The sequence below is a fragment of the Candidatus Pelagibacter bacterium nBUS_49 genome, assembly GCF_051200925.1.
Lineage (GTDB): Bacteria > Pseudomonadota > Alphaproteobacteria > Pelagibacterales > Pelagibacteraceae > Pelagibacter.
This window is the reverse complement of record NZ_CP172837.1, coordinates 989,793-1,011,574: the sequence shown is the minus strand read 5'-3', so window position 1 is coordinate 1,011,574 and position 21,782 is coordinate 989,793. Positions and strand designations below refer to the sequence as shown.

Genomic DNA, 21,782 nt, shown 5'->3' with positions numbered 1-21,782 from the left:
TAATTTATGCTATGGATGTTAAACTAGATAAATGGCACAAGTGTAAAATCGATATTGAAGTACTTAAAGAACTTTCAAAAAAATCTGACATTAAAGGTTTTCAACACGTCTCTCTTTTTTTTGGTTTATTAATTGTAACTGGAAGTTTAGCATATTTAACTTGGGGAACCTGGTGGTCGGTGTTTTGGTTTTTGGTGTATGGCAACATCTATTCATTTTCAAATCCATTGTGGCATGAGACGGGTCATAAAACTGCCTTTCAATCAAAATTATTAAATGAAATTTTTTATTATATTTCATCTTTTATGGCGAATTTTGAACCAATAAGATGGAGACACACTCATTTTGTTCATCACGGTAATACTTATTCGACTGAAAATCCTTTTGATTATGAAATTGAATATGGAAATAATTTAAAAGACACTCCAAAAGGATTAATTATAAGTTTAATTCCTTTTTTAGATTTAATATTTTTTAAAAAACATATTTCATTTGAAATTATTCAGCATGCACTTGGAGTTAAAACAAGAGTAATGGAAGACTGTATTCCTGAAAAAGCACAAGCAAAAGTAATTTTAAGTTCAAGAATTTATGTTGCAATTTGGTTGTTAATTATTTTATGGTCAATAATTGCTTCTTCTTGGATGCCATTACTTTATTTTGTACTTCCACAATTTTATGGAAAAACTTTACACAAACTTGTTGCCTTTACTCAGCACGCAGGACTTGCAAGAAATATAAAAGATCATAGATTTTCAACAAGAGAAATGTACTTAAATCCAATACTAAGTTTTTTATATTGGAAAATGGAATATCATTTAACACATCATATGTTTCCAACCGTTCCATCCTACAATCTAGATAAACTTCATCATCATATAAAAGATCAATTACCAGAACCAAACTATGGACTGATAGACGCATACAAAGAAATTATACCAGCGTTGATTAAACAAAGAGAAGATGCGAGTTATTTTATAAAAAAAGATATACCTCAATTACAAAATGTCTAAAAATAGACTTAGTATGATTATACTGACTTGTTCTATCTAAATTAAAAACTATATATAGCTCATGGCAAAAATTACTTATAATACTCACGATAATAAAACTCACACAATCGATGTTCAAAATGGACTCACTGTTATGGAAGGTGCAGTTCAAAACGATATTCCAGGAATTGATGCTGATTGTGGGGGTGGAATGGCGTGTGCTACTTGCCATGTTTATGTCAACGATGAATGGTTTGATAAACTTCCAGCAAAAGAGGATGGTGAAGAAGATATGTTGGATATGGCATTTGAACCAAAAAAAAATAGTAGATTGAGTTGTCAGTTAACAGTATCTGACGAATTAGATGGACTAGTAGTTAATATTCCATCAAAGCAAGCATAAATGATTAACACAGACGCATTAATTATTGGAGCTGGTCCAACAGGACTTTTTACAGCTCATCAGCTAAAGTTAATTGGTTTAAGTTGTGAAATAGTCGACAACCTAGATAAAATTGGTGGACAATGTATTGAGCTTTATCCTGATAAACCGATATATGATATTCCAGCAGTTCCTGAATGTACCGGCGAAGAATTAACTAATAATTTAATTAACCAAATAAAAGCTTTTAATATCCCAATACATCTTAGTGAAAGAGTTGATGAGGTAAAAAAAGAAAACGATACCTGGTTAGTAAAAACTAATGCAGGAAAAACTTTTTCAACACCTAATGTAATTATTGCGGGCGGAGTTGGCTCTTTTGAACCACGAAAATTTGCACCAAAAGAATGTGAAAAATTTGAAAATCAATCTATTTTATATTCAATTAAAGATAAAAAAATATTTGAAGGTAAAACAGTATCTATTTTTGGTGGTGGAGATAGCGCATTAGATTGGGCTGTTGAATTATCAAAAAATTCTAAAGTAAATTTAATACATAGAAGAGACGATTTTAGAGGTGCTCAATCAACCGTAGATAAAGTGCATGAACTTACAAAATCTGGCACAATTAATCTTTATACAAAGTATCAATTAGCAAATGCTAATGGCGAAAATAATTTAGAGAGCATTGATATCAAACATGACGATGGAGAGATTAAAAATATTGAGACCGATTTTGCTTTAGGTTTTTTTGGGTTAATAATGCAATTAGGACCTATTGCAAATTGGGGGCTCAATATCGATAAAAAAACCATTGAAGTTGATACTGAAAAATTTGAAACCAATCAAAAAGGTATTTATGCGGTTGGAGATATATGTAATTACCCGGGTAAACTAAAACTTATTTTATCTGGTTTTCATGAAGGAGCACTAGCTGCAAGAGCTTGTTTTAAATTAGCTAGACCTGATGAAAAATATAGATTTGAATTTACTACTTCATCAAAAACTATTAAAAATCGACTTGGTGTTAAAGAGTGATTGAGCTTTTTACAGCTGACACCCCAAATGGTAAAAAAATTTCTATCATGCTTGAAGAAATTGGTTACGATTATAAAGTTACCAAAGTAGACATCAGCAAAGATGAACAATTTAAACCTGAGTTTGTGAAGTTAAGTCCATTTAGTAAAATTCCAGTAATTACCGATCATGAAAATAATGAAAGTATTTTTGAGTCAGGAGCAATTCTTATGTACTTAGGTGAAAAAAGTGGAAAGTTTTATGATCAACAAGATAGATTGAAAATAAATCAGTGGCTAATGGCTCAAATGGGAACTATTGGCCCAATGATAGGTCAACATCATCAATTTCATCATTATAATCCAGGTAAAAGTGAATTTGGTGAAGAAAGATATTTCAAAATTGCCAAGAGAATATATCAAGAATTAGACAACAGATTAAAAGACACTAAATTTTTAGCTGGGGAGAAATATACAATTGCAGATATTGCAACTTGGCCATGGTTTGCAAGACATGAATGGCACGATATTGGCTTAAAAAATTACCAAAATTTATCTAGATGGTATTTAGAAATTGCAGAACGTGAAGCAGTGATTAAAGGATACGATCTTTATAAGATAGATAGTCAAATTCCAAAAATTTAAAAATTTTATTTATTTTTTGGGATCCAAGATTTGTAAAGCGGATTTTCTCTCTTAATTGGCAGATATATATTTTTTCCTTGTTGGGAGGAGTCATAAACTGCAGTAACAAATTCTAAAGACTGACGCGCATCTGATAATGTGACTTCGTCACTACTAAGGTCCTCTAATTTATTTGCAATTTCCTCAAACATTCCTGTATACCAAGATTTTGAAAGCTTAACCTTTGATAAAACTTCATCAATTTGATTTTGGGTTACTGGCTCTCTTGCTAAAAATCTCCACTCATCATCAGCTGGATTATAAGGTTTATCAGGTGAGCCAGCTGACTCCACCGTTAGATTGCTAAAGCAGATTTTAATTCTACTAACATCCTCTGCAGCACCTAGTGTAATTGAACTTGTAACTAAAGCACCATTACTCATTTCAATTGATAGGGCAGCACAATCTTCTACTTCAATATCATTTACCCTAGTTGATAGTTTTGCGTATATACTTGAAACAGGTCCAAATATCATTGTGATAAGATCATGAATATGAATTGAATGACTTAAAATTGCTCCTCCTTGTTCACCTTTCCAAGTTCCTCTCCAAGCTTTTGAGTAATATTCTTTACCTCTATTCCAATGAGTTTCTAAAGAAGCAACCAAAGGTTTTCCAGCAAGTCCTGATTTAATTAATGCTTTTAACTTAGAAAACCCTGGTCCATATCGATACTGAAAAACTGGAAAAATTATCTTTCCAGTTTTATTACTTATTTCTTTAAGTTCATCTATTTCTTCCAGGCTTGATACTAGTGGTTTTTCACAAATCACATGTTTGCCTGCCTCAAGTGCTTTTTTACATGCAGAAAAATGTAAATGAGGTGGAAGACATATATCCACAATATCAATCTCTTTTATTTTTAATACATCTTCAAAATCAAGTGAAATTTTAGTATCAGAATTAGCTGGTAGTATTTTTTCAATAGGCTCAGTTGTTAGTCCACAAATTGTATGCACATTAAATTTGTCTGAAATTTTTTGAAAATCCTCATAATGTTTTGCACCTATATTGGTTCCAATAATTGCTACTTGATATTTTTTCATTTTTTTTCTGCTTGTATTTGAGCTTTAATTGCAAGTTCCATCGACAGATAAGTTAATTCCTGTGGGCAAGCAGTTTCAGTTCTATTAATTACATCATTGATTAAATTTCTAAAGTAGGGCAGTTGAACGTTAGAGCAATCAATGTATTTAACTTCCTCATTATTTGCTAAATATAAATGATTACCTTTTTCTGATTTTGCTAGATCTGTATACTTTCTGATTTCTATATAACCTTTATCACCTAATATTAATAATCTTCCATCACCCCAGGTTGGAAGAGCATCTGGAGTGAACCAATCTAGTCTAATGTAACCATGTCCTTGATTTCCAGTTAAATTAACTTCACCAAAATCTTGGAAGCCAGGTTTGTCCTGTTTTGTTGTGTTTTCCACAAGAGCATGATTGATTTTAGCTTCATTAGAATTTGTAAATATTAAAAATTGATGAATTTGATGAGAGCCTATATCTGAAATTATTCCACCATAGCTTTGACGATCATAAAACCAATCTGGTCTTTCATAATTTCCTTGTCTGTGAGGACCAGTACCAATGGTTTGTTTAACTTTACCAATTTTACCCTCTGCAACGAGCTCTTCAGCTTTAGCAACTGCTGCAATATGAAATCGTTCTGAAAAATTTACCGACCAAATTTTTCCTGTTTTTTTTACTGTTCGTTTTAAATCTTCTAGTTGATTTAATGTGGTGCATCCTGGTTTATCTACCATTACATCTTTACTTGAATTTAACACTTCAATTGAAAGATCCGCTCTATCTTTAGGGATAGAAGAGATTAAAACCATATCTATTGAATTATCTTTTAAAATATCACTCTTATTTTCTACCCTTTTTATATTTGGATATTTTTTATTGAACTCTTTTAATGTTAAGGGTGAGCCTTCTGTCCAAAAATAATTGCAATTACAACCTTCTTTGATCATTTCATCTAGCATGTCAAAGATATGACCGTGATCAATTCCTAGTACTGCTAAATTTAAAGATGTTTTCATTAATTAGTAATTCCCTTTTTTTGAAGAACCTTTATAAAAAATTTCTTGAAGATTATCATTTTCTTTTTTTTTTATTTTAAGATCATTTTTATCCATCAATGATTTTGGTCTTCCAATTGTTTCATGAAAATTATAGTTATCTTTTCCTCTAGCTAATTGAACTCCATTTTTCCCCAACACTTGTTTGACATTACTTCCTATGTAGCTTTGAATAACAAAACCTATTCTTCGATCATCACTTTTATTCAAATCTGAACCATGAACAATCGTAGGGTGGTGTAGAGACATTTGACCCGCTTCAAGTATTAGAGGCGTAGTTTTTTCTTTTGGTACGTTGTTAACAGTTTGACCCCTAGTTAATAAATTTCCTTCATTAAACATTTGTTCATGTTCTTTTAGATTATCTTTGTGAGAACCTGACCACATTCTCATACATCCGTTATGTTCATTTGAGTCAGTTATTGCAACCCATGCAGTTACCCAATTGAGTGGCTCTAAACCTATATATTTTGCATCTTGATGATAACTTACAAAACCTTTTTCATTAGGATTTTTGATAAAAAGAGTTGTTCCACAAACAAGTATATTTTCACCAATTAAACTTTGAACAGCATCTAATATTTTAGGATTATGTGTAATCTCATCTAGCAAAGGTGAAATTAAATGAGCATTATATCTTCCAGATTTATCCAACTCACCAGGCATTTCTTTTTCAATAAGTTCAATTTCATTTCTTATCTCTTTTGTTTTGTCTTTAGAAAAAATATTTATTGGAGAAACAAATCCTTCATCCTCATACTGTTTAAGTTGATTTGATGAAAGATAAGTCATATTATTTTAAAAACATTATATGAGTGCTAAAATTACTTCAATAAATTATTGCCCAGTTAAATCTGTTTCGTTTCAATCAATTGAAAATTGTAAAATTAAAAAAAATATAGGAATTATTGGAGATAGAATTTTTGCTTTTGCCAAAGATTTAGATTTAGAACAAGCAAAATTATTTGAAAAAAGTCCAGCAGAAAGAAAAGGTAAGTGGAATAAAGTCTTAACTCTTAAAAATTCACCAGCTTTAAATAAATATAATTTTATATCTAAAGATGAAAAATTAACATTAACATTAAAAGACAAAGAGATTATGTCTATTAATATAAATCAATCAAGCGATAGAGAAGCACTTTCAAATAAAATTTCAGAATTAGAAAGTTCTTTAAAGCAACCAATAACTTTAATGAAAAATAATGAATTTCCTTTTTTTGACACTTCTATTTCAAAAAAAGTTGATTTTGTGAATTCTGTTTCACTTTTAAATATTGAAAGTATTAATGATTTTGAGAAGAAAGTTGATAAGAAGATTGAGTCTTCAATATTTAGAGGAAATATTTGTATTGATGGAATAGAACCTTGGAAAGAGAGAGAGTGGATCGGAAAAACCATCAAAATAAACAATGTTTCGTTTAAAGTTGAAAAAAATATTCCAAGATGTGTGGCTATTAATTTAAAACCCCAATCAGATGACAATTCTTTTAATTTACTTCAATTATTGAAAAAAAATTATAACCATTTTGATATGGGAATTTATTTAACTGCACTAGATGGTGGTGATATATCAACTGGAAATCAAGTTAGTTTCTAATTATGAATTCAATCTTAAGTTGTCTGTTACTTTAAAAAATTTGCACCTGTTAAAAATTCTTGTTAACTTAATTTTTATTAAATCAATAATGAGGAGAGACAATGAATAAATTAATTAAATCAATTTCAGTTTTTCTTGTAATCTTTTTTAGCATTTCTTCAGTTAATGCTGCAACTTTAACTGACAGATTAAAAGATGGTCACAAATTAAGACTTGGTTTTGGAACTGCAGTGCCTTGGGCTTATGCAGGAGATAATGGTGAAGCTTTAGGGTTTGTAAACATGATTGCTTTAACAGTTCTTGAAGAAATGGGAATAACAGAGCATGAAACTAAAGTATTTGAATGGTCAGGATTAATTCCAGGAATTAACGCCAATAGATCAGACATGGTAACTGGTGGTATGTACATTTTGAAAAGTAGATGTGCAAACATGAATTTCTCAGATCCAATTGGTGTTTTTGGTGATGCAATGCTAGTACCAAAAGGAAACCCAAAAAATATCAATAATTATGCAGATGTAATTAGTACTGGTGCAAAACTTGTGACTGGTGCTGGTTTCAACACAGTTGAAGCTGCTAAGAAATATGGTGTTCCAGAAAGTCAAATGATGTTAGTTGAAGGTGAAGTTGGAATTCTTGCTGCAATGAAAGCTGGAAGAGCAGATGTTGCTGTGCAAACTTTCTTTGGTGCTAAAGAGCATGAAGAAAAAACAGGTGGTGCATTTGAAGTAACTGATCCTAAATTAATGCCTAAAGAAACTTTAAACGTAGTTGGTATTGGTTTTAGAAAAACTGATGTTGAATTTAGAGATAACTTTAATAAAGCATTAGCTAAGGTTATGGCTAACCCAGGAAAAATGTTAGAGAGAGCTGGTAAATATGGATACGATAAAGCTCAATTACCTCCTCCTTCAATGAGTACTGAGTGGGCTTGTTCAACTAAGTAATAATACTTAAAAAATATTTAATCAGGCGATAAGTAAGATCGCCTGATTTTTTTAAACTTTATAATAGGTTTTCAATTGTCATATCTAGCATTTTTATCTGAACATGGTCCGACAATGTTACTAGGAACTGTAACTACAGTTAAAGTATTAATTTGTGCAACTATTCTTTATGTAATTATTTCAATTATTTTTGGTTTGATGAGAATATCAAAAAATCCAATTATTCAAGGTGTAGCAACTGTTTATATAGAATTTTTTAGAGGTACATCACTACTCGTTCAATTGTTTTGGTTTTATTATGTGCTACCTTTCTTTGGCATATCACTAGAAGCATTTACCGCAGGAGTTGTTGCAATTGGAATGAATTTTGGTGCTTATGGAGCAGAAATTGTTAGAGGTGGAATTTTAGCAGTTCCAAAAGGTCAATGGGAAGCTGCTTTTGCTCTTAATTTTACACCTACTAAAAGAATGAAAAATATAATTATACCTCAAATTTTTCCAATCATATTGCCTCCAGCTGCAAATTTAACTGTAGAACTTTTAAAGGCAACAGCGTTGGTGGCACTAGTAACTGTTGTTGATTTAACTTTTGAGGCCAAACAAATAAATGCAATTACTTGGCTTTCAGCACAATGTTTTGGCACTGCACTTTTAATCTATTATATTATCTCAAGATTTTTTCTTGTCCCATTTCTACGATGGTTAGAGGTTGTTGCTGCAAGAAAAGTTGGAAAGGAAATAAAATAATATGAATGCAGAATGGAGATGGGATTTTGCAATTGAGATATTGCCTCAAATGTTATTGGCAACTTTAAATACAATTTTGGCTGCAGGAATTGGTTACGCAATTGCTACAATCGTAGGCTTATTATTTTTATTAGGTCAAAGAACTCCAATTAAATTAGTCAATGTGATCAATAGAGAAATTGTTGAATTTATTAGATCAACACCTCTACTTATTCAGTTATTCTTTGTCTATTTTGTACTTCCTCAATTTGGAATTACTTTATCTGCTTGGGTATGTGGAATGATTACAATTGGTCTTCATTTTGGAACATATTTATCTGAAGTGTATAGAGGTGCGCTTGAAGGAGTGCCCAGAACACAATGGGAAGCATGCAGAGCTTTAAACTTCTCAACTTTTTATACCTACAGAAAAATTGTGTTACCACAGGCATTTCCAATAGCTATTCCAGGAATGGGAAATTACTTAGTAGGGATTTTTAAAGACACACCATTACTTTCAACCATCGGGGTTGCAGAATTATTTCATGCAGCAACAGCAGTTGGTGGATATCACTACCGTTATTTAGAGCCATATACTATAGTGGGTATCATATTTTTAACTCTATCTATTCCAGCTGCAATTTGGATTAGAAAAATTGAAAAAAATGTTAATCTAGCTCAAGGAAAAATAAAGAAAGAACAACTTTAATATATGGAAAAAGAATCTTCAGAAATAATTGTAAAATTTTCAGATGTCACAAAACAATACGGTGATTTAGTTGTTTTAGATAAATTAAATTTAGAAATTAAAAAAAATGAGATGGTTTCAATCATAGGCCCATCTGGCTCAGGTAAAACAACAGTTCTTCGAGTATTAATGACACTTGAGAAAATTAATCAAGGAGTAATCCATCTTGATGGAGAACCTTTAACTCATATAGATAAAGATGGTAGTTTGATTGAGGCTAGTGAAAAGTATTTAAGAGAAAGAAGATCTAAAATTGGGATGGTCTTTCAACAATTTAATTTGTTTCCACATATGACTGCGTTACAAAATTGCATTGAAGCTCCAATTGAAGTGTTAGGAATGAAAAAAGAAGAGGCAGAAGAAAGAGCTTTAGAATTATTAGAATTAGTTGGTTTAACTGATAAAAAAGATCAGCACCCAAGTAGATTGTCTGGTGGTCAGCAACAACGTGTTGCAATTGCAAGAGCACTTGCAATGAGACCCAAGGTAATGCTTTTAGATGAAATCACCTCTGCACTAGACCCTGAAGTGGTTGGAGAAGTTTTAAACGTCATTAGATCTCTTAATAAAGAGCATAGTTTAACCATGATAATGGTTACTCATCAGATGGGGTTTGCTAGAGAAATATCAGATAGAGTTTGCTTTTTTAATGAAGGTAAAATTTTTGAACAAGGTCCACCAGAAAAGTTATTTGGCGACCCTCAAAATGAAAGAACTAAGCAATTTTTACATGCCGTTCTTGATGCAAACTAAGTAGATATTTTAATTAATCATCTGCATGAACTTTTTCATTTTTTTCATGTTTTTCTTGAGCTGCAATAGTGTATTTTGCAACAGGTCTGGCAATTAATCTTTTTAATCCAATCGGCTCAGCTGTATCTAAACAATATCCGTAAATATCTTCTCTAATTCTTGCAAGCGCTTTATCAATTTCAGAAATTAATTTAATTTGTCTATTAATAGCTTTCATTTCTACATTTTTATCAGTGTACGAACTTGCTTGATCTACTACATCAGCAGAAATGCTATTATCGTCCATACTTCCAAAGTAAAGTGCCTCATTATTGGCTTTAACCAATTCTTTTTTCCATTCAGTTAATCTCATTCTAAAAAATACTTTATGTTTTTCACACATATATTTTTCAGTGTCTTTTGGAACGTAAGTTTTAGAAATTTTAATAGTAGTTTTTGCAGCGACCTTTGTTTTAGCTAAAGTTTTTGTTTTTGGCTTTGTAACTTTAGCTTTTGCTTTGGTAACTTTTTTCTTAACTTTAGTAGTCTTAGGCATAGTTAAAATTTGAATTTCCGGAGTATATTCAGCAAATTAAAGGTGTCAAGCAAGCGTAATTGTTATAAATATTTACAAATGACCATTATGAGTAAAAATACCAACAATATATTTTATATTTATATTACTTTGCATCTTATATTTTGGACTATAGTACCATCACTAACCAACCAAAATTTACCATTAGATACCATCGAAGCCTTAGCTTGGGGAAGTAATTTAGATTGGGGATTTAACAAACATCCTCCAATGAGTGCATTTTTTCCAGAAGTTTTTTTTCAAATTTTTGGATCTCAAGATTGGGCTTATTATTTGCTTAGTCAAATATTTGTAATTACTTCTTTTTATTATGTTTTTAAATTTTCCAAAGAATTTTTTAATAATGATTTACTGGGATTAATTTCAGTTTTAACCATTGAAGCAATTTATTTTTATAATTTTACAACTCCCGAATTTAACGTGAATGTTTGCCAACTACCATTTTGGTCATTGACTGTTTATTTTTCATGGAAAATTTATTCCAGTAAAGAAATTAAATTTTCTGATTGTTTTTTAGTTGGATTATTTGCGGCATTTGGATTTTTATCAAAATATTTATTTGTTTATCTTTTAGTCTCAATTGATCTTTTGTTTATTTATTTAATTTTTATGAAGAGAGAAAGAAAATTTTATTTTAAATATTTAATAACTGTTGAAATATTTTTAATTATTTTAGTTCCTCATTTAATTTGGCTCAATAACAATGATTTTATTACTATCACTTATGGACTTGCTAGAACTGGATTAGAGCAATCTAGTTTAATTGATCATATTAAATTTCCACTTATTTTTTTAATAAAACAAATCGGATTATTAATTCCATTCTTAATTTTAATTTGGTTATTAGTAAAAAAAATCAAATTTAAATTTAATTTAAAAGATAAAAAATTATTGTTTTTATTAGCGATTAACATTTTACCAATACTGTTTATGTTTGTAACATCAGTGGTTACAGGTTCTAAGATTAGAACAATGTGGATGACACCATTTTATTTATTTTTTGGCACTTTATTTATTTATTTGCTGAAATCAGAAATAAACATCAAAAAACTTAAAAAATTTACTTTTGCTTTTTTATTCTTGTTTTTATTAAGCCCTTCACTTTATGCTTACATTTCTCTTTCAGCAGACAACAAAAGAACTGACTACTTTGGAAAAGATATTGCAGATCTTATTGATAGAAGATGGGCCAAAAATTTTTCAAATGAAATCATGTATGTCGTGGGTGATGAATGGCATGCAGGTAATTTATCTTATCATTTAAGGGATAGGCCAAAATGGTTTCTTAGTATTGATGGAAAGGTAGATAGATTAGATCCTTCTGGTGGCTTGATATATGTGGGTAATCCAGAAGTATTGAAAAATTTATGCCCTGGGGAATTTGGGAAAATTGACAAGCAAGGTATTTGTATGATTGGGTTAAGAAGGTAAATGAAAATTATATTATTAATCCCAATTTATAATGACAGGGAGTCTTTAAAAAAATTAATCGAAAATATTAATTTTGAAGTAAAAGATTTGAATTCTGAAGTGTCAGTTGTTGTTATAAATGACGCTTCCTCTCAGCAAATAAAAGACACTTATCAAAACTTAGAAAATATTAATTCTTTTGAAATCATCAATATGAAAGAAAACAGAGGGCATACAAGATGTATTGCGTCTGGACTTAAATATATTTATGAAAAAAAAGAATTTGATTATGTAATACCAATGGACGGTGATGGTGAAGATCGGCCAGAGGAGATTAAAAACTTTATACAACTTGCAGAACAATCAAATGATCAATCGATAGTAGGTGAAAGAGTTAAAAGATCTGAAAGTTTATTCTTTAAGTTTTGTTATCAATTTCATAAATTTTTAACTTTAGCATTTACTGGCCAATCTATTAGATTTGGAAATTTTACCTGTTTATCAAAATCAACTATTGAAAAAATGCTTAAAGAAAAAGCAACGTGGAATAGTTTTTCAGGATCATTAAAAAAAATAGAAAAAGATTTATTATCCATTCCATCTATTAGAGGCACCAGATATTTTGGTCCCTCTAAGATGAGTTTTTTTAATTTATTAAAACATTCCCTTTCGATTATAAGTGTTTTTAGAAAAACAGTTTTAATTCGATCAGCTTTTTTTATAGTTTTTTATATTCTGCTAATAAAAAGTAATGCGTCAATTATCACCTCAATTCCTTTATTTTTATTATTAGTAATGATTTATTCAATTTCTAATTTAGCTTTAAGAGAAAATTTAGAAGAACTTGATAAATCGTTGGAAAATATTCACAATATAGATACTATAAATTAAGAATGAAAAACTTTTTTAGAAAAGTTGCTTTTGGTTTAAAACCAGGAGAGAAAGCTCCATTAGATCCATTAACCTGGGCTCAAAAACAAGTGGAGACAATTCCAGAATTAAATTGGAAGGGTAAAAATATTTACTCTGAAAAAGAAATGAGAAAATATTGGATTACCCAAAGGGTTGAAGAAAACACAACTTTAAGAAAAAAATTTAAAAATGACCCAGATGGCTTAAGAAGAGCTGAAAAGCAATTAGAAAATGATACTGGAGCAAGATATTGGCCCACAAATGAGATTTGCATGAGACACGCTGAGGGTATCAGAAGTGATAATCCAGTTTTGGCAAAACTTTGGTACTTCTGGACAAATCATTTTACAATAAGTGACACCCAATCTTTGCCAGAGTTTTCTACTGGAGCTTATCATCGAGAATTTATAAGAGCTAACATGGATAAAACTTTTGAAACAATGGTTTATAGTGCAACTATTGCTTGGCCAATGATGATGCATTTGGATAATAAAGATAATGTAGGCCCTAAATCTATAAGTGGAAAAGAAGATTGGCGAAAGAAAGAAAATGAACCTGCAACAATCAATGAAAATCACGCAAGAGAATTACTAGAACTTCACACTGTTTCACCCAAAGCGGGCTATACTCAAGAGGATATCATAGAGTTGGCAAAAATAATGTCAGGATGGAGACCCAAATTTACAAAAAAAAAGATCATGGTCATGATGTAAGATTTGAGAGTAAGAGACATGAACCAGGCAAAAAAACTGTTTTTGGTAAAGAGTATAAAGCAGGAAAAAAAGGTTTAAAAATTATTATCAAAGATTTGGTAAATCATCCTTCATGTCGAGAATTTATTGCAACAAAACTTTGCAGATATTTAATAACTGATCATCCTACAAAACAAATGATTGCTCCAATTATTAAAGCATGGGAACAATCAGATGGACATCTACCTGAAGTTCACAAAGCTGCAATCAAAGTAGCATTTGAATATAATAATAAATACAAAAAATTTCAAAATCCTGAAAATTGGTGGCTGCAAACAATTAATATGTCAGGGGCCTCGTATGCCTATCCAATAACTGAAAAAAAGATGGATAGATTTAAATTGGGAATTCTTGTTAGCCAAGACATAAGAGAGCCTGACTGGCGATTAGAAAATATAGGTTATCATCCTTATAAAGCCAAACAGCCTAACGGATATTCTGACATTTCAACTGATTGGTTATCGACTGAATTAATTATAAGAAGATTAATGTATGCAAAAGAAGCTTTTCATCAGTATAAAATAAAGGATCAAATAGACGATACTATTCATGAAAAAATCATCAGAGCTAATTTTGATAATCCAGATAAAATATTAAAGATAGTCACAAAAGCTAAAAGTAATGAGGAAAAACACATGATATTATTCAATCTACCAGAGGTATTAAGAGCATGAAGATATCAAGAAGAGATTTTTTAAAAGGTACAGCTACAACTTTATTTTTAGCAGGATTTAATCTTCCAGCTTTAGCTTCATCATCCAAAAAAAAGAACTTAGTGGTAATTATGTTACGTGGAGGTATGGATGGTCTTTGTGCGGTACCTATAATTGGAGACAAAAATTTTGAAAAAAGACGAAAAAATATCTTAATTGAAGATACAATAAAACTTAATTCTGATTTTGCTTTGCATCCAAGATTAATAGGATTTAATAAATGTTGGAATGATAATACAGGATCAATAGTTCATGCAACTAGTATTCCCTACACGCAAAGATCACATTTTGAAGGCCAAAATTTAATGGAGTCAGGTGGAAAAATTGCCTACCAAGAAAAAACAGGATGGGTTGGAAGAGCAATGAAGCTAGCAAAACTACAGGGTGATGGATTAGCACTATCATTACCAATGCCATTATTGCTTAGAGGTATTCCAAAAAATAACAACTATTTTCCAGCAGATGGAAAACTTCCACAGAAAGACACTTTGGATCTTTTAAGATCAGTTTATGCCGAAAGCTCAGAAGATGAGCTTTACGAGATGATGGACTTCATTAAAAAAAGAAAAGATGAACAAATGATGGGCGGCGGTTCCTATCGTCGTGGAAAAAGAAAAAATAAAAATCTTGCAAGACAAGCAGCTACATATTTGAGAAAATCAGATGGTCCAAGAGTTGCAGTATTTGAAGTTAATGGTTTTGATACTCATGCAGCTCAAGGAGGAGTGGATGGAACTCATACAAAATGTTTAGTCGAAATGGATGAAATTATTAATAATCTAAAAGACAATCTTCAAGAAGCTTATAAAGATACAATCATTTTAACCGTTACAGAGTTTGGAAGAACCATAAAACAAAACGGTGGAAATGGAACTGAGCATGGCTATGGAACCGCAATATTTATGGCAGGTGGTCTGTTAAAGAAAAGCCAAGTTCATACTGATTGGCCAGGTCTAAAGAAGAAAGAACTGTATCAAGGAAGAGATCTTAACGCTACGATTGATGCAAGATCTGTCTATGCATCAGCGATGTCTACAGTGTTTGATTTAGATTTCAAACGTATACAAAAAGATGTGTTTTGGGGTGAGGATCTACAAAATCTCTCAGATAAACTCTTTAAAGCTTGATAAATAGACCTATTTTGGTTTTTATTTATTTTGACTGTACTTAATAAAATAGTTAACTTTTTAATATTGTAGCAAAGTCTGGTTGTGCTGACTTTTAAATCCAGGGACAACAAAAAATTATTATGAAAAATTTTTTTAGAAAAGTTGCTTTTGGTTTAAAACCAGATGAAAAAATTCCATCAGATCCATTAGTTTGGGCAACTTCACAAATTACAGATAAAATACCAGATTTTACTTTTAAGGGAAAAATTTATTCTGAAGAGGAATTAAGAAAACATTATAGGGATTGGGTTTTTAACGATAGAAAAAAACTTAGAAAAAAATTTAAAAAAGATAAAAAAGGATACAAATCTGCTAAAAATAAATTGAGAGCAGACACAGGACAAAAGTTTTGGAGAAATTTAGAATTAGCTATTAGACATAAAGAGGCAACAATGGGAAGTCACCCTGTTCTTGCAAAACTTTGGTATTTTTGGGGTAATCATTTTACAATTAGCGACAAAGATTTCTTGTCTCATTATACTACGGGTGCGTATCAGAGAGAGACAATTCGATTAAATATGAATCAAACTTTTGAAAAACTGGCACACGAGGCTACAGTTGCATGGGCAATGATTCATCATTTAGATAACGCTGTAAATGTTGGCCCTAAATCTAAGGATGCAAAGGCAGATTGGAGAAAAAGAAAAAAAAGACCAGCAACTATAAATGAAAATCATGCAAGGGAACTTTTAGAGCTTCATACAGTTTCGCCAAATTCTGGATATACTCAAGAAAATATAACTGAACTAGCTATGATAATGACTGGATGGGCTCCAAATGACGAGCTTAACAAATCATTGCTTGAAACTGCAAGTGTTAAGTTTCAAAGAAAATATCATCAACCAGGTAAAAAATTATTTTGGGGCAAAGAGTTTCCAAAAGGAAAAAAAGGTTTGCCAGCAGCTATTAAGTTTTTAGCAAATCATAAATCATGTAGAGAATTTATAGCCTATAAACTTTGTAGATATTTAATTACTGATTATCCTACCAAAGATATGACAGATCCAATTGTAAAAGCTTGGGAGATAAATGACGGATTTTTACCTGAAGTTCATAAAGCTGCAATTAAAGTTGCTTTTGAATTTAATGATAAACATAATAAATTTCAAACACCAGAAAATTGGTGGTTACAAATGGGAAGAATGACAGATGCAAAATGGCCACCAAGTGATGATAAATTTGATACTTATCAGTTAGGGTATGGGCCAGATCCTTATCAAGCAAAACCACATAAGTTTATGAAAGATATGGGTCATCATCCTTACTTATCTCAGCAGCCTAATGGATTTTCTGATTTAGCTGAAGACTGGATGTCTCCAGAATTAATAATTAGAAGATTTTTATATGCTAGACAAGGTTATATCAATTTAAAGCCTGATAATAAAAATGATGAATTTTTTGAAAAAGTAGTAACCAATAATTTTGATAATCCTGAAAAGATAATGAAAATATTAAATAAGAATAAAAAAACTATAGATAAACACATATTATTGTTCAATCTACCCGAGGTTCTAAGAGCATGAAAATATCAAGAAGAAATTTTTTAAAGGGATCCTTAACAACTTTATTTTTAGCTGGATCTGGTTTTCCCGTTTATTCATCAACTAAAAATAAAAAAAATTTAGTTGTAATTATGTTGAGAGGTGGAATGGACGCATTATGTGCAGTTCCAGTAGTAGGAGATAAAAATTTTGAAAAAAGAAGAAAAGAACTTATTTTAGATAACACTATAAAATTAAACTCAGATTTTTCATTACATCCTGGTTTAACTAATTTCCATGAACTATGGAAAGAAAAGAAAGGTGCTATCGTGCACGCAACAAATATTCCTTATACGGAAAGATCTCATTTTGATGGGCAAAACTTGATGGAGTCAGGTGGCAAAATTCCATACAAAATTAAAACAGGATGGCTTGGAAGAGGAATGAAAGTAGCTGGTTTAAAGCAAGAAGGTTTAGCTTTAGCATTGCCTATGCCTTTACTTCTTAGAGGGGTGCCACAAAATAATAATTATTTTCCAACCAAAGGAAAGTTGCCAAGCGATAAAGTATTAGCTTTATTAAAAGATGTTTACAGCGATAGATCTGAAGATGAATTATTAGGTATGCTTGAAATAATAAAATCTAGACCAAAAGAAACTTCTTATGCAGCAGATGATACTTATTCATTAGCAAGTGAAGCAGGTACTTTAATGAAAGAACCTAATGGCCCAAGAGTTGCAGTTTTTGAAGTAGGTGGATTTGATACTCATGCTGCACAAGGCGGAGAACATGGGACACACTCTGATTGCTTAAAAGAAATGGATCTTATTTTTGCAACTTTAAAGAAAAGATTAAAAGAACAATTTGACAATACATTAATTGTTACTCTGACTGAATTTGGAAGAACAATAAAACAAAACAGCGGATTAGGAACAGAGCATGGCTACGGATCTGCTATTTTTATGGGTGGTGGTCTTCTTAAAAAAAATCAAGTTTACGCTGACTGGCCAGGATTAAAAAGCAAAGAGTTATTTCAAGGAAGAGATCTAAATGTAACAATTGATGCAAGATCAGTTTATGCATCTGCAATGTCGACTGTCTTTGATTTAGATTTCAAACGTATCCAAAAAGATGTGTTCTGGGGTGAGGATTTACAAAATCTTTCCGACAAGCTCTTTAAAGCTTAATAAATAAATCTATTTTGTTTTTTATTTATTTTGACCGTATCTTAAATATTTGCTAGGTTTGTTATATAATAACAAAGTCTGGTTGTGCTGACTTTTAAATCAAGGGACAACATATAAATTATGAAAAATATAATTTTAATTGTTGTATTAATCTTTTCATTTCAAAACAATCTATTTGCTTCTGAGTCCAACGAACAAAATCAATTCAATCAATGGCTTTTGAAAAATGGCCACTCCCAATATTTAAAAGATGGGGGTGCTAAGGTTGATCTTTGCGCAACATTTAAAAAAAATAGTGATGCTTGGTTAAATGAAGAATGTGGGTTTTATCCCAAAGGAAAAATGATAACGATGAATAATCTAAATATCAAGCTAGCTAATAAAGCATTTTCATCAACTAATATTACTTATCATGCAAACCCAAATAGAGACACCTTGATTTATTATTTATGGAAATATTCTTATAGAGATAGAAGCTCACATTTAAAAGAATTTAAATCGATAAATAGTTCCTACGATTTCAAATTCAATTTAATTGAAGATAAATTTTTAAAAAAACAAATGAAAACTAAAGGTATCCTTAGTTATTTATATTACCAAGATGGTGAAGTATTGATTGACGAACTTTCTCCTAAAGAAAGACTGGGAGAATTTTTAAATAATGATACGAAATTTTATTCAATGTCAATGGGTAAGTCAGTAACTTCTTATTTAGTAGGTCATGCCATATGTGATGGTTACATTGATGGAGTTGATGCAAGAGTAAATGACTGGCCTGTAATAGAAGATTCACTTTATCATGATCAAAAATTAATTAATTTTTTAAATATGAATACTGGTGATCAAAAATACATCGATGAATTTGACGATGGTACCAGTAAATTAGGTGCATATGAAGATAGGGATATTGAAACAACTATGCGCTCACACTTTAGAAACAAAAATACAAAAAAATCTAAGGAAAGATACAATTATAATGGGTTTGTTACTCAGTTAATTTTAAACTATATGAAATTTAAAATCGGTGAAGATTATGACAAATTTTATAGCAAAGTTTTTAATGATAAAATAAAGATCAAAAATAGCATTCGTTATGGCTATACTAGTTTTCAAGAAAAAAATGGAAATGGACATCCAAACATAATGGCAACAAGATTTGACTATCTTAGAATTGCAAAAGCTATAATGGATGATTATCAGAATGGTACTTGTGTTGGAAAATATTTAAAAGAAATTTACGAAAGAAGAATACCAAAAGGAAGCAAAGAAAAAGAAGAGCCTGCATTTAATCGTACAAAATCATATGGGGGTCAATTTCATATGGATTTTCCAGGATTAAAAGACAAAATTATATTTGGTATGGGTGGCTATGGCGGGAATATGATTATAATTGATGTGGAAAATTCAAGAATACTGGTTGTTAATTCACTACATTATAACAATAAAAAATATAAATATAATCACAAAAAGCTACTACACGATCCATTTAAAAAAGGTAAATGAAAAAAATCTTAATAGTTATTTGTATATTAATATTTTCAACTTCAGCTTACGCAAATAAAAACAAAAAAACTTGGGATTATCCACTTAGAGATTATGAAGGTTGGGTAGTTAAAGGATCAGAAAATCACTACAAGTTTAAATCAAATCTAAGACAAGATAAAAATGTTTTAAAAGAATTTAAAAATAATAAAAACACTGGAATTATTAGTTACTTACTTTTTGAAAATGATCAAATTGTAATTGATGAGTCAGATATACCAACTTCAGTTCAAGGGGATAAAATTATTAACGGTATGCTTCCATCGCACTCAATGGGTAAAAGTTTAGTGTCTTATGTAACAGGGCACGCAATCTGTGAAGGTTATATTGATAATATAAATGTAAAATTAGATGATTGGCCTTTAATTCAAAATACCCTTTATCAAGACTCAATACTGCTTGATCTTTTGAATATGAAAGGTGGGGATCAAAAATGGGTTGGTGAAAGAAGAAATGTTGGTTCTGACAATAGAATCAAAGGTGAAAAAAAAGAAGAAAATGTAAATGTCATTGGTCTTGTTAAGGTGATGAATAAATATTTAAGAGGTACAGAAAAAAGTAAATTAATTTATAATTATAGTGCCTTGACCACCAATGTAATTATGAATTACGTTAAATTCAAAGCTGGTGATGATTGGGACAAATTATTACACAAGGTATTCAATGAACACATTGGAGTTAAAAATAATGTTCAATTTCAGAAATCTAGAAAATATTTAAAATATGAAGATTTTGTTTCTGCAAGATATTCTTTTTATGCAAATAGATATGATTATTTAAGAATTGCAAAAACAATGATGGATGATTGGCATAATGATACTTGTGCTGGTAAGTATTTAAAAACTATTTATGAAAATAGAGTTAAAAAGAAAGACAATACTAAGCATGCAACTGATGTCGGTCTTTATACAAAATCATATGGTGGTCAAATTCACTTTGATATTTTTGGAATTGATAAGAAAAGAAAAATTTTAGGATTGAGTGGGTTTGCAGGCCAGCAAATATTAATTGATTTAGATAATAAAAGAATAATAGTAGTTAGTTCATTGTATAGAAACTATAATTGGAAAAAAATTGTTCATTCAGTGATTAAAGGTTAAATGAAAAAAATTTTAATCACTCTTCTATCTCTTCTTTTACTTCCATCACTTTCTTACGCTGGAAAATGGCACACAAATATGAAAAAACAAGAGAAGAAAGATTTTGGACGTTATGTTTTAAAAGCTCAGTCAAAAAATAAAATGGTTTTCAACACCAGAAATGCTCCAAATAAAAATGGTCTTTACAAATTTTTTGATAAATTTGAAGATCATATGGGTGTTGCAGAGCAAGGAATTGAATTTAATTTAAAGTATTCAAACAAGGGACACAAACATGATTGGAATAGATGGGGTAAACCAGGTCACGCTCAGAGATTTCAAATTATGGAACCTTACAAACATACTACAAAAAAAGGTAAAACTAAGTGGTATAGAGTAGGCTACTTTGTTCCAAAAGACATAAGAACAGATGAGCATACTATTTCTTTGTTTGATTTTAAAAAACTTTATGGCAAAGGTGAACGGACACATGATGCCTCATTAAATATAGTAAAAAATAATTTTACTTGGTCTTTTAATTCACCAAATTATGGCTCTAAAAAAAATGAAACTGGAGGAGAATATTATTATTTTGATAGTTATACTGTAGTCCTTGATCCTGATTTCTCTTCACTAAAAGGTAAGTGGGTTAATATTTTAATAAATGCGAAATGGGCCAAAAAAGGTTTTTTGCATTTTTGGATAGATGGCAAGTTAAGAACAAGTTATTTTGGTGATACGATGGTAGGTGCATCAAGTGCAAGATTTAAGTTTGGTCCTTATAGACATCATATGGATGAAGCTACCGATGCTGGATTAAAAATACCTGATACAGTTATTCGATACTCAAATGTGGGCAAAGCAGATAGTTGTGATGATTTATGGAGTGGGTGTTCCGACATAATAAGTCAACTGTCTGATAAATCTCAAGTACATGGTGCAAAAAATGTTGCTTTATGTGGAGGAGTGCCAGGAAAATCATTTTGTAAGGATTTAAATTATTCACAAAATCAAAGACCTTTTTAA

General features: G+C 30.5%; 23 protein-coding genes. 19 read left to right on the top strand and 4 right to left on the bottom strand.

What is annotated here, in order from left to right:
* The first annotated feature begins 11 nt into the window (after positions 1-11).
* The 4 genes from ACIJYF_RS05575 to ACIJYF_RS05560 all read left to right on the top strand — a co-directional run bounded on the left by ACIJYF_RS05575 (position 12) and on the right by ACIJYF_RS05560 (position 3,035).
* A complete protein-coding gene (locus ACIJYF_RS05575) occupies positions 12-1,013 on the top strand; it encodes a fatty acid desaturase (RefSeq protein WP_435115889.1) in 1,002 nt (333 codons plus the stop codon).
* A 61-nt stretch (positions 1,014-1,074) separates the two neighbouring features.
* Positions 1,075-1,395, top strand: a complete 321-nt coding sequence (locus ACIJYF_RS05570) for a 2Fe-2S iron-sulfur cluster-binding protein (protein ID WP_435115887.1) — start codon at positions 1,075-1,077, stop codon at positions 1,393-1,395.
* Positions 1,396-2,412, top strand: coding sequence for an NAD(P)/FAD-dependent oxidoreductase (locus ACIJYF_RS05565; RefSeq protein ID WP_435115885.1), 1,017 nt, complete (start codon positions 1,396-1,398; stop codon positions 2,410-2,412).
* On the top strand, positions 2,409-3,035 hold the full coding sequence (locus ACIJYF_RS05560; protein WP_435115883.1) for a glutathione S-transferase family protein: 627 nt from the start codon (positions 2,409-2,411) through the stop codon (positions 3,033-3,035). Before ACIJYF_RS05565 ends, ACIJYF_RS05560 begins: the two co-directional genes overlap by 4 nt.
* 5 nt (positions 3,036-3,040) lie before the next feature.
* On the opposite strand, the gene ACIJYF_RS05555 is transcribed toward ACIJYF_RS05560, so the two are convergent.
* Genes ACIJYF_RS05555 through ACIJYF_RS05545 form a run of 3 tightly spaced genes read right to left on the bottom strand, consistent with a single transcriptional unit; the run spans position 3,041 to position 5,958 of the window.
* Entirely contained in the window at positions 3,041-4,120 is a 1,080-nt protein-coding gene (locus ACIJYF_RS05555) for a Gfo/Idh/MocA family protein (RefSeq protein ID WP_435115881.1), read from the bottom strand.
* A complete protein-coding gene (locus ACIJYF_RS05550) occupies positions 4,117-5,127 on the bottom strand; it encodes a Gfo/Idh/MocA family protein (RefSeq protein ID WP_435115879.1) in 1,011 nt (336 codons plus the stop codon). The genes ACIJYF_RS05555 and ACIJYF_RS05550 overlap by 4 nt, the downstream gene beginning before the upstream one ends.
* A gap of 3 nt (positions 5,128-5,130) precedes the next feature.
* Positions 5,131-5,958 (bottom strand): phytanoyl-CoA dioxygenase family protein, encoded by an 828-nt coding sequence (locus ACIJYF_RS05545; protein ID WP_435115877.1) that lies wholly within the window; start codon positions 5,956-5,958, stop codon positions 5,131-5,133.
* A 19-nt stretch (positions 5,959-5,977) separates the two neighbouring features.
* Between ACIJYF_RS05545 and ACIJYF_RS05540 the strand changes: the two genes are divergently transcribed.
* The 5 genes from ACIJYF_RS05540 (at position 5,978) to ehuA (ending at position 9,937) form a co-directional block, all read left to right on the top strand.
* Positions 5,978-6,763 (top strand): MOSC domain-containing protein, encoded by a 786-nt coding sequence (locus ACIJYF_RS05540; RefSeq protein ID WP_435115875.1) that lies wholly within the window; start codon positions 5,978-5,980, stop codon positions 6,761-6,763.
* A 101-nt stretch (positions 6,764-6,864) separates the two neighbouring features.
* Entirely contained in the window at positions 6,865-7,710 is an 846-nt protein-coding gene (locus ACIJYF_RS05535) for a transporter substrate-binding domain-containing protein (RefSeq protein WP_435115873.1), read from the top strand.
* A gap of 75 nt (positions 7,711-7,785) precedes the next feature.
* Positions 7,786-8,457 carry an ectoine/hydroxyectoine ABC transporter permease subunit EhuC gene (ehuC, locus tag ACIJYF_RS05530; RefSeq protein ID WP_435115871.1) on the top strand — a complete coding sequence of 224 codons (672 nt, stop codon included), beginning with the start codon at positions 7,786-7,788 and terminating at the stop codon, positions 8,455-8,457.
* A 1-nt stretch (position 8,458) separates the two neighbouring features.
* The gene (gene ehuD / locus ACIJYF_RS05525; RefSeq protein ID WP_435115869.1) at positions 8,459-9,145 is read left to right on the top strand and encodes an ectoine/hydroxyectoine ABC transporter permease subunit EhuD; all 687 of its coding nucleotides are present in this window, start codon (positions 8,459-8,461) and stop codon (positions 9,143-9,145) included.
* A 3-nt stretch (positions 9,146-9,148) separates the two neighbouring features.
* Positions 9,149-9,937 (top strand): ectoine/hydroxyectoine ABC transporter ATP-binding protein EhuA, encoded by a 789-nt coding sequence (gene ehuA, locus ACIJYF_RS05520; protein WP_435115867.1) that lies wholly within the window; start codon positions 9,149-9,151, stop codon positions 9,935-9,937.
* A gap of 13 nt (positions 9,938-9,950) precedes the next feature.
* Here ehuA and ACIJYF_RS05515 read toward each other — a convergent pair whose 3' ends face one another.
* On the bottom strand, positions 9,951-10,472 hold the full coding sequence (locus ACIJYF_RS05515; RefSeq protein WP_435115865.1) for a TraR/DksA family transcriptional regulator: 522 nt from the start codon (positions 10,470-10,472) through the stop codon (positions 9,951-9,953).
* 87 nt (positions 10,473-10,559) lie between these two features.
* Here ACIJYF_RS05515 and ACIJYF_RS05510 point away from each other — a divergent pair, with 87 nt between their 5' ends.
* The 10 genes from ACIJYF_RS05510 (at position 10,560) to ACIJYF_RS05465 (ending at position 21,782) form a co-directional block, all read left to right on the top strand.
* Positions 10,560-11,942, top strand: a complete 1,383-nt coding sequence (locus ACIJYF_RS05510) for a glycosyltransferase family 39 protein (protein WP_435115863.1) — start codon at positions 10,560-10,562, stop codon at positions 11,940-11,942.
* Positions 11,943-12,812, top strand: coding sequence for a glycosyltransferase (locus ACIJYF_RS05505; protein WP_435115861.1), 870 nt, complete (start codon positions 11,943-11,945; stop codon positions 12,810-12,812).
* 2 nt (positions 12,813-12,814) lie between these two features.
* Entirely contained in the window at positions 12,815-13,546 is a 732-nt protein-coding gene (locus ACIJYF_RS05500; RefSeq protein WP_435115859.1) for a DUF1800 family protein, read from the top strand.
* On the top strand, positions 13,501-14,259 hold the full coding sequence (locus tag ACIJYF_RS05495; RefSeq protein WP_435115857.1) for a DUF1800 family protein: 759 nt from the start codon (positions 13,501-13,503) through the stop codon (positions 14,257-14,259). Before ACIJYF_RS05500 ends, ACIJYF_RS05495 begins: the two co-directional genes overlap by 46 nt.
* A complete protein-coding gene (locus ACIJYF_RS05490) occupies positions 14,256-15,425 on the top strand; it encodes a DUF1501 domain-containing protein (protein WP_435115855.1) in 1,170 nt (389 codons plus the stop codon). Before ACIJYF_RS05495 ends, ACIJYF_RS05490 begins: the two co-directional genes overlap by 4 nt.
* A gap of 122 nt (positions 15,426-15,547) precedes the next feature.
* Positions 15,548-16,990 carry a DUF1800 family protein gene (locus ACIJYF_RS05485; protein WP_435115853.1) on the top strand — a complete coding sequence of 481 codons (1,443 nt, stop codon included), beginning with the start codon at positions 15,548-15,550 and terminating at the stop codon, positions 16,988-16,990.
* Positions 16,987-18,135 (top strand): DUF1501 domain-containing protein, encoded by a 1,149-nt coding sequence (locus tag ACIJYF_RS05480; protein WP_435115851.1) that lies wholly within the window; start codon positions 16,987-16,989, stop codon positions 18,133-18,135. Before ACIJYF_RS05485 ends, ACIJYF_RS05480 begins: the two co-directional genes overlap by 4 nt.
* 120 nt (positions 18,136-18,255) lie before the next feature.
* Positions 18,256-19,638, top strand: a complete 1,383-nt coding sequence (locus ACIJYF_RS05475) for a hypothetical protein (protein WP_435115850.1) — start codon at positions 18,256-18,258, stop codon at positions 19,636-19,638.
* Positions 19,635-20,777 (top strand): hypothetical protein, encoded by a 1,143-nt coding sequence (locus tag ACIJYF_RS05470; RefSeq protein ID WP_435115848.1) that lies wholly within the window; start codon positions 19,635-19,637, stop codon positions 20,775-20,777. The genes ACIJYF_RS05475 and ACIJYF_RS05470 overlap by 4 nt, the downstream gene beginning before the upstream one ends.
* Positions 20,778-21,782 carry a heparin lyase I family protein gene (locus ACIJYF_RS05465; protein ID WP_435115846.1) on the top strand — a complete coding sequence of 335 codons (1,005 nt, stop codon included), beginning with the start codon at positions 20,778-20,780 and terminating at the stop codon, positions 21,780-21,782.

What these genes read in the sequence shown, in the direction of transcription:
- ACIJYF_RS05475 (WP_435115850.1), top strand. Translation starts at nt 18,256, where the DNA reads ATGAAAAATATAATTTTAATTGTTGTATTAATCTTTTCATTTCAAAAC.
- ACIJYF_RS05480 (WP_435115851.1), top strand. Translation starts at nt 16,987, where the DNA reads ATGAAAATATCAAGAAGAAATTTTTTAAAGGGATCCTTAACAACTTTA.
- ACIJYF_RS05500 (WP_435115859.1), top strand. Translation starts at nt 12,815, where the DNA reads ATGAAAAACTTTTTTAGAAAAGTTGCTTTTGGTTTAAAACCAGGAGAG.
- ACIJYF_RS05570 (WP_435115887.1), top strand. Translation starts at nt 1,075, where the DNA reads ATGGCAAAAATTACTTATAATACTCACGATAATAAAACTCACACAATC.
- ACIJYF_RS05465 (WP_435115846.1), top strand. Translation starts at nt 20,778, where the DNA reads ATGAAAAAAATTTTAATCACTCTTCTATCTCTTCTTTTACTTCCATCA.
- ACIJYF_RS05550 (WP_435115879.1), bottom strand. Translation starts at nt 5,127, where the DNA reads ATGAAAACATCTTTAAATTTAGCAGTACTAGGAATTGATCACGGTCAT.
- ACIJYF_RS05490 (WP_435115855.1), top strand. Translation starts at nt 14,256, where the DNA reads ATGAAGATATCAAGAAGAGATTTTTTAAAAGGTACAGCTACAACTTTA.
- ACIJYF_RS05575 (WP_435115889.1), top strand. Translation starts at nt 12, where the DNA reads ATGGATGTTAAACTAGATAAATGGCACAAGTGTAAAATCGATATTGAA.
- ACIJYF_RS05545 (WP_435115877.1), bottom strand. Translation starts at nt 5,958, where the DNA reads ATGACTTATCTTTCATCAAATCAACTTAAACAGTATGAGGATGAAGGA.
- ACIJYF_RS05485 (WP_435115853.1), top strand. Translation starts at nt 15,548, where the DNA reads ATGAAAAATTTTTTTAGAAAAGTTGCTTTTGGTTTAAAACCAGATGAA.
- ehuA (WP_435115867.1), top strand. Translation starts at nt 9,149, where the DNA reads ATGGAAAAAGAATCTTCAGAAATAATTGTAAAATTTTCAGATGTCACA.
- ACIJYF_RS05540 (WP_435115875.1), top strand. Translation starts at nt 5,978, where the DNA reads ATGAGTGCTAAAATTACTTCAATAAATTATTGCCCAGTTAAATCTGTT.
- ACIJYF_RS05515 (WP_435115865.1), bottom strand. Translation starts at nt 10,472, where the DNA reads ATGCCTAAGACTACTAAAGTTAAGAAAAAAGTTACCAAAGCAAAAGCT.
- ACIJYF_RS05565 (WP_435115885.1), top strand. Translation starts at nt 1,396, where the DNA reads ATGATTAACACAGACGCATTAATTATTGGAGCTGGTCCAACAGGACTT.
- ACIJYF_RS05495 (WP_435115857.1), top strand. Translation starts at nt 13,501, where the DNA reads ATGGAGACCCAAATTTACAAAAAAAAAGATCATGGTCATGATGTAAGA.
- ehuD (WP_435115869.1), top strand. Translation starts at nt 8,459, where the DNA reads ATGAATGCAGAATGGAGATGGGATTTTGCAATTGAGATATTGCCTCAA.
- ACIJYF_RS05535 (WP_435115873.1), top strand. Translation starts at nt 6,865, where the DNA reads ATGAATAAATTAATTAAATCAATTTCAGTTTTTCTTGTAATCTTTTTT.
- ACIJYF_RS05510 (WP_435115863.1), top strand. Translation starts at nt 10,560, where the DNA reads ATGAGTAAAAATACCAACAATATATTTTATATTTATATTACTTTGCAT.
- ACIJYF_RS05505 (WP_435115861.1), top strand. Translation starts at nt 11,943, where the DNA reads ATGAAAATTATATTATTAATCCCAATTTATAATGACAGGGAGTCTTTA.
- ACIJYF_RS05555 (WP_435115881.1), bottom strand. Translation starts at nt 4,120, where the DNA reads ATGAAAAAATATCAAGTAGCAATTATTGGAACCAATATAGGTGCAAAA.
- ACIJYF_RS05470 (WP_435115848.1), top strand. Translation starts at nt 19,635, where the DNA reads ATGAAAAAAATCTTAATAGTTATTTGTATATTAATATTTTCAACTTCA.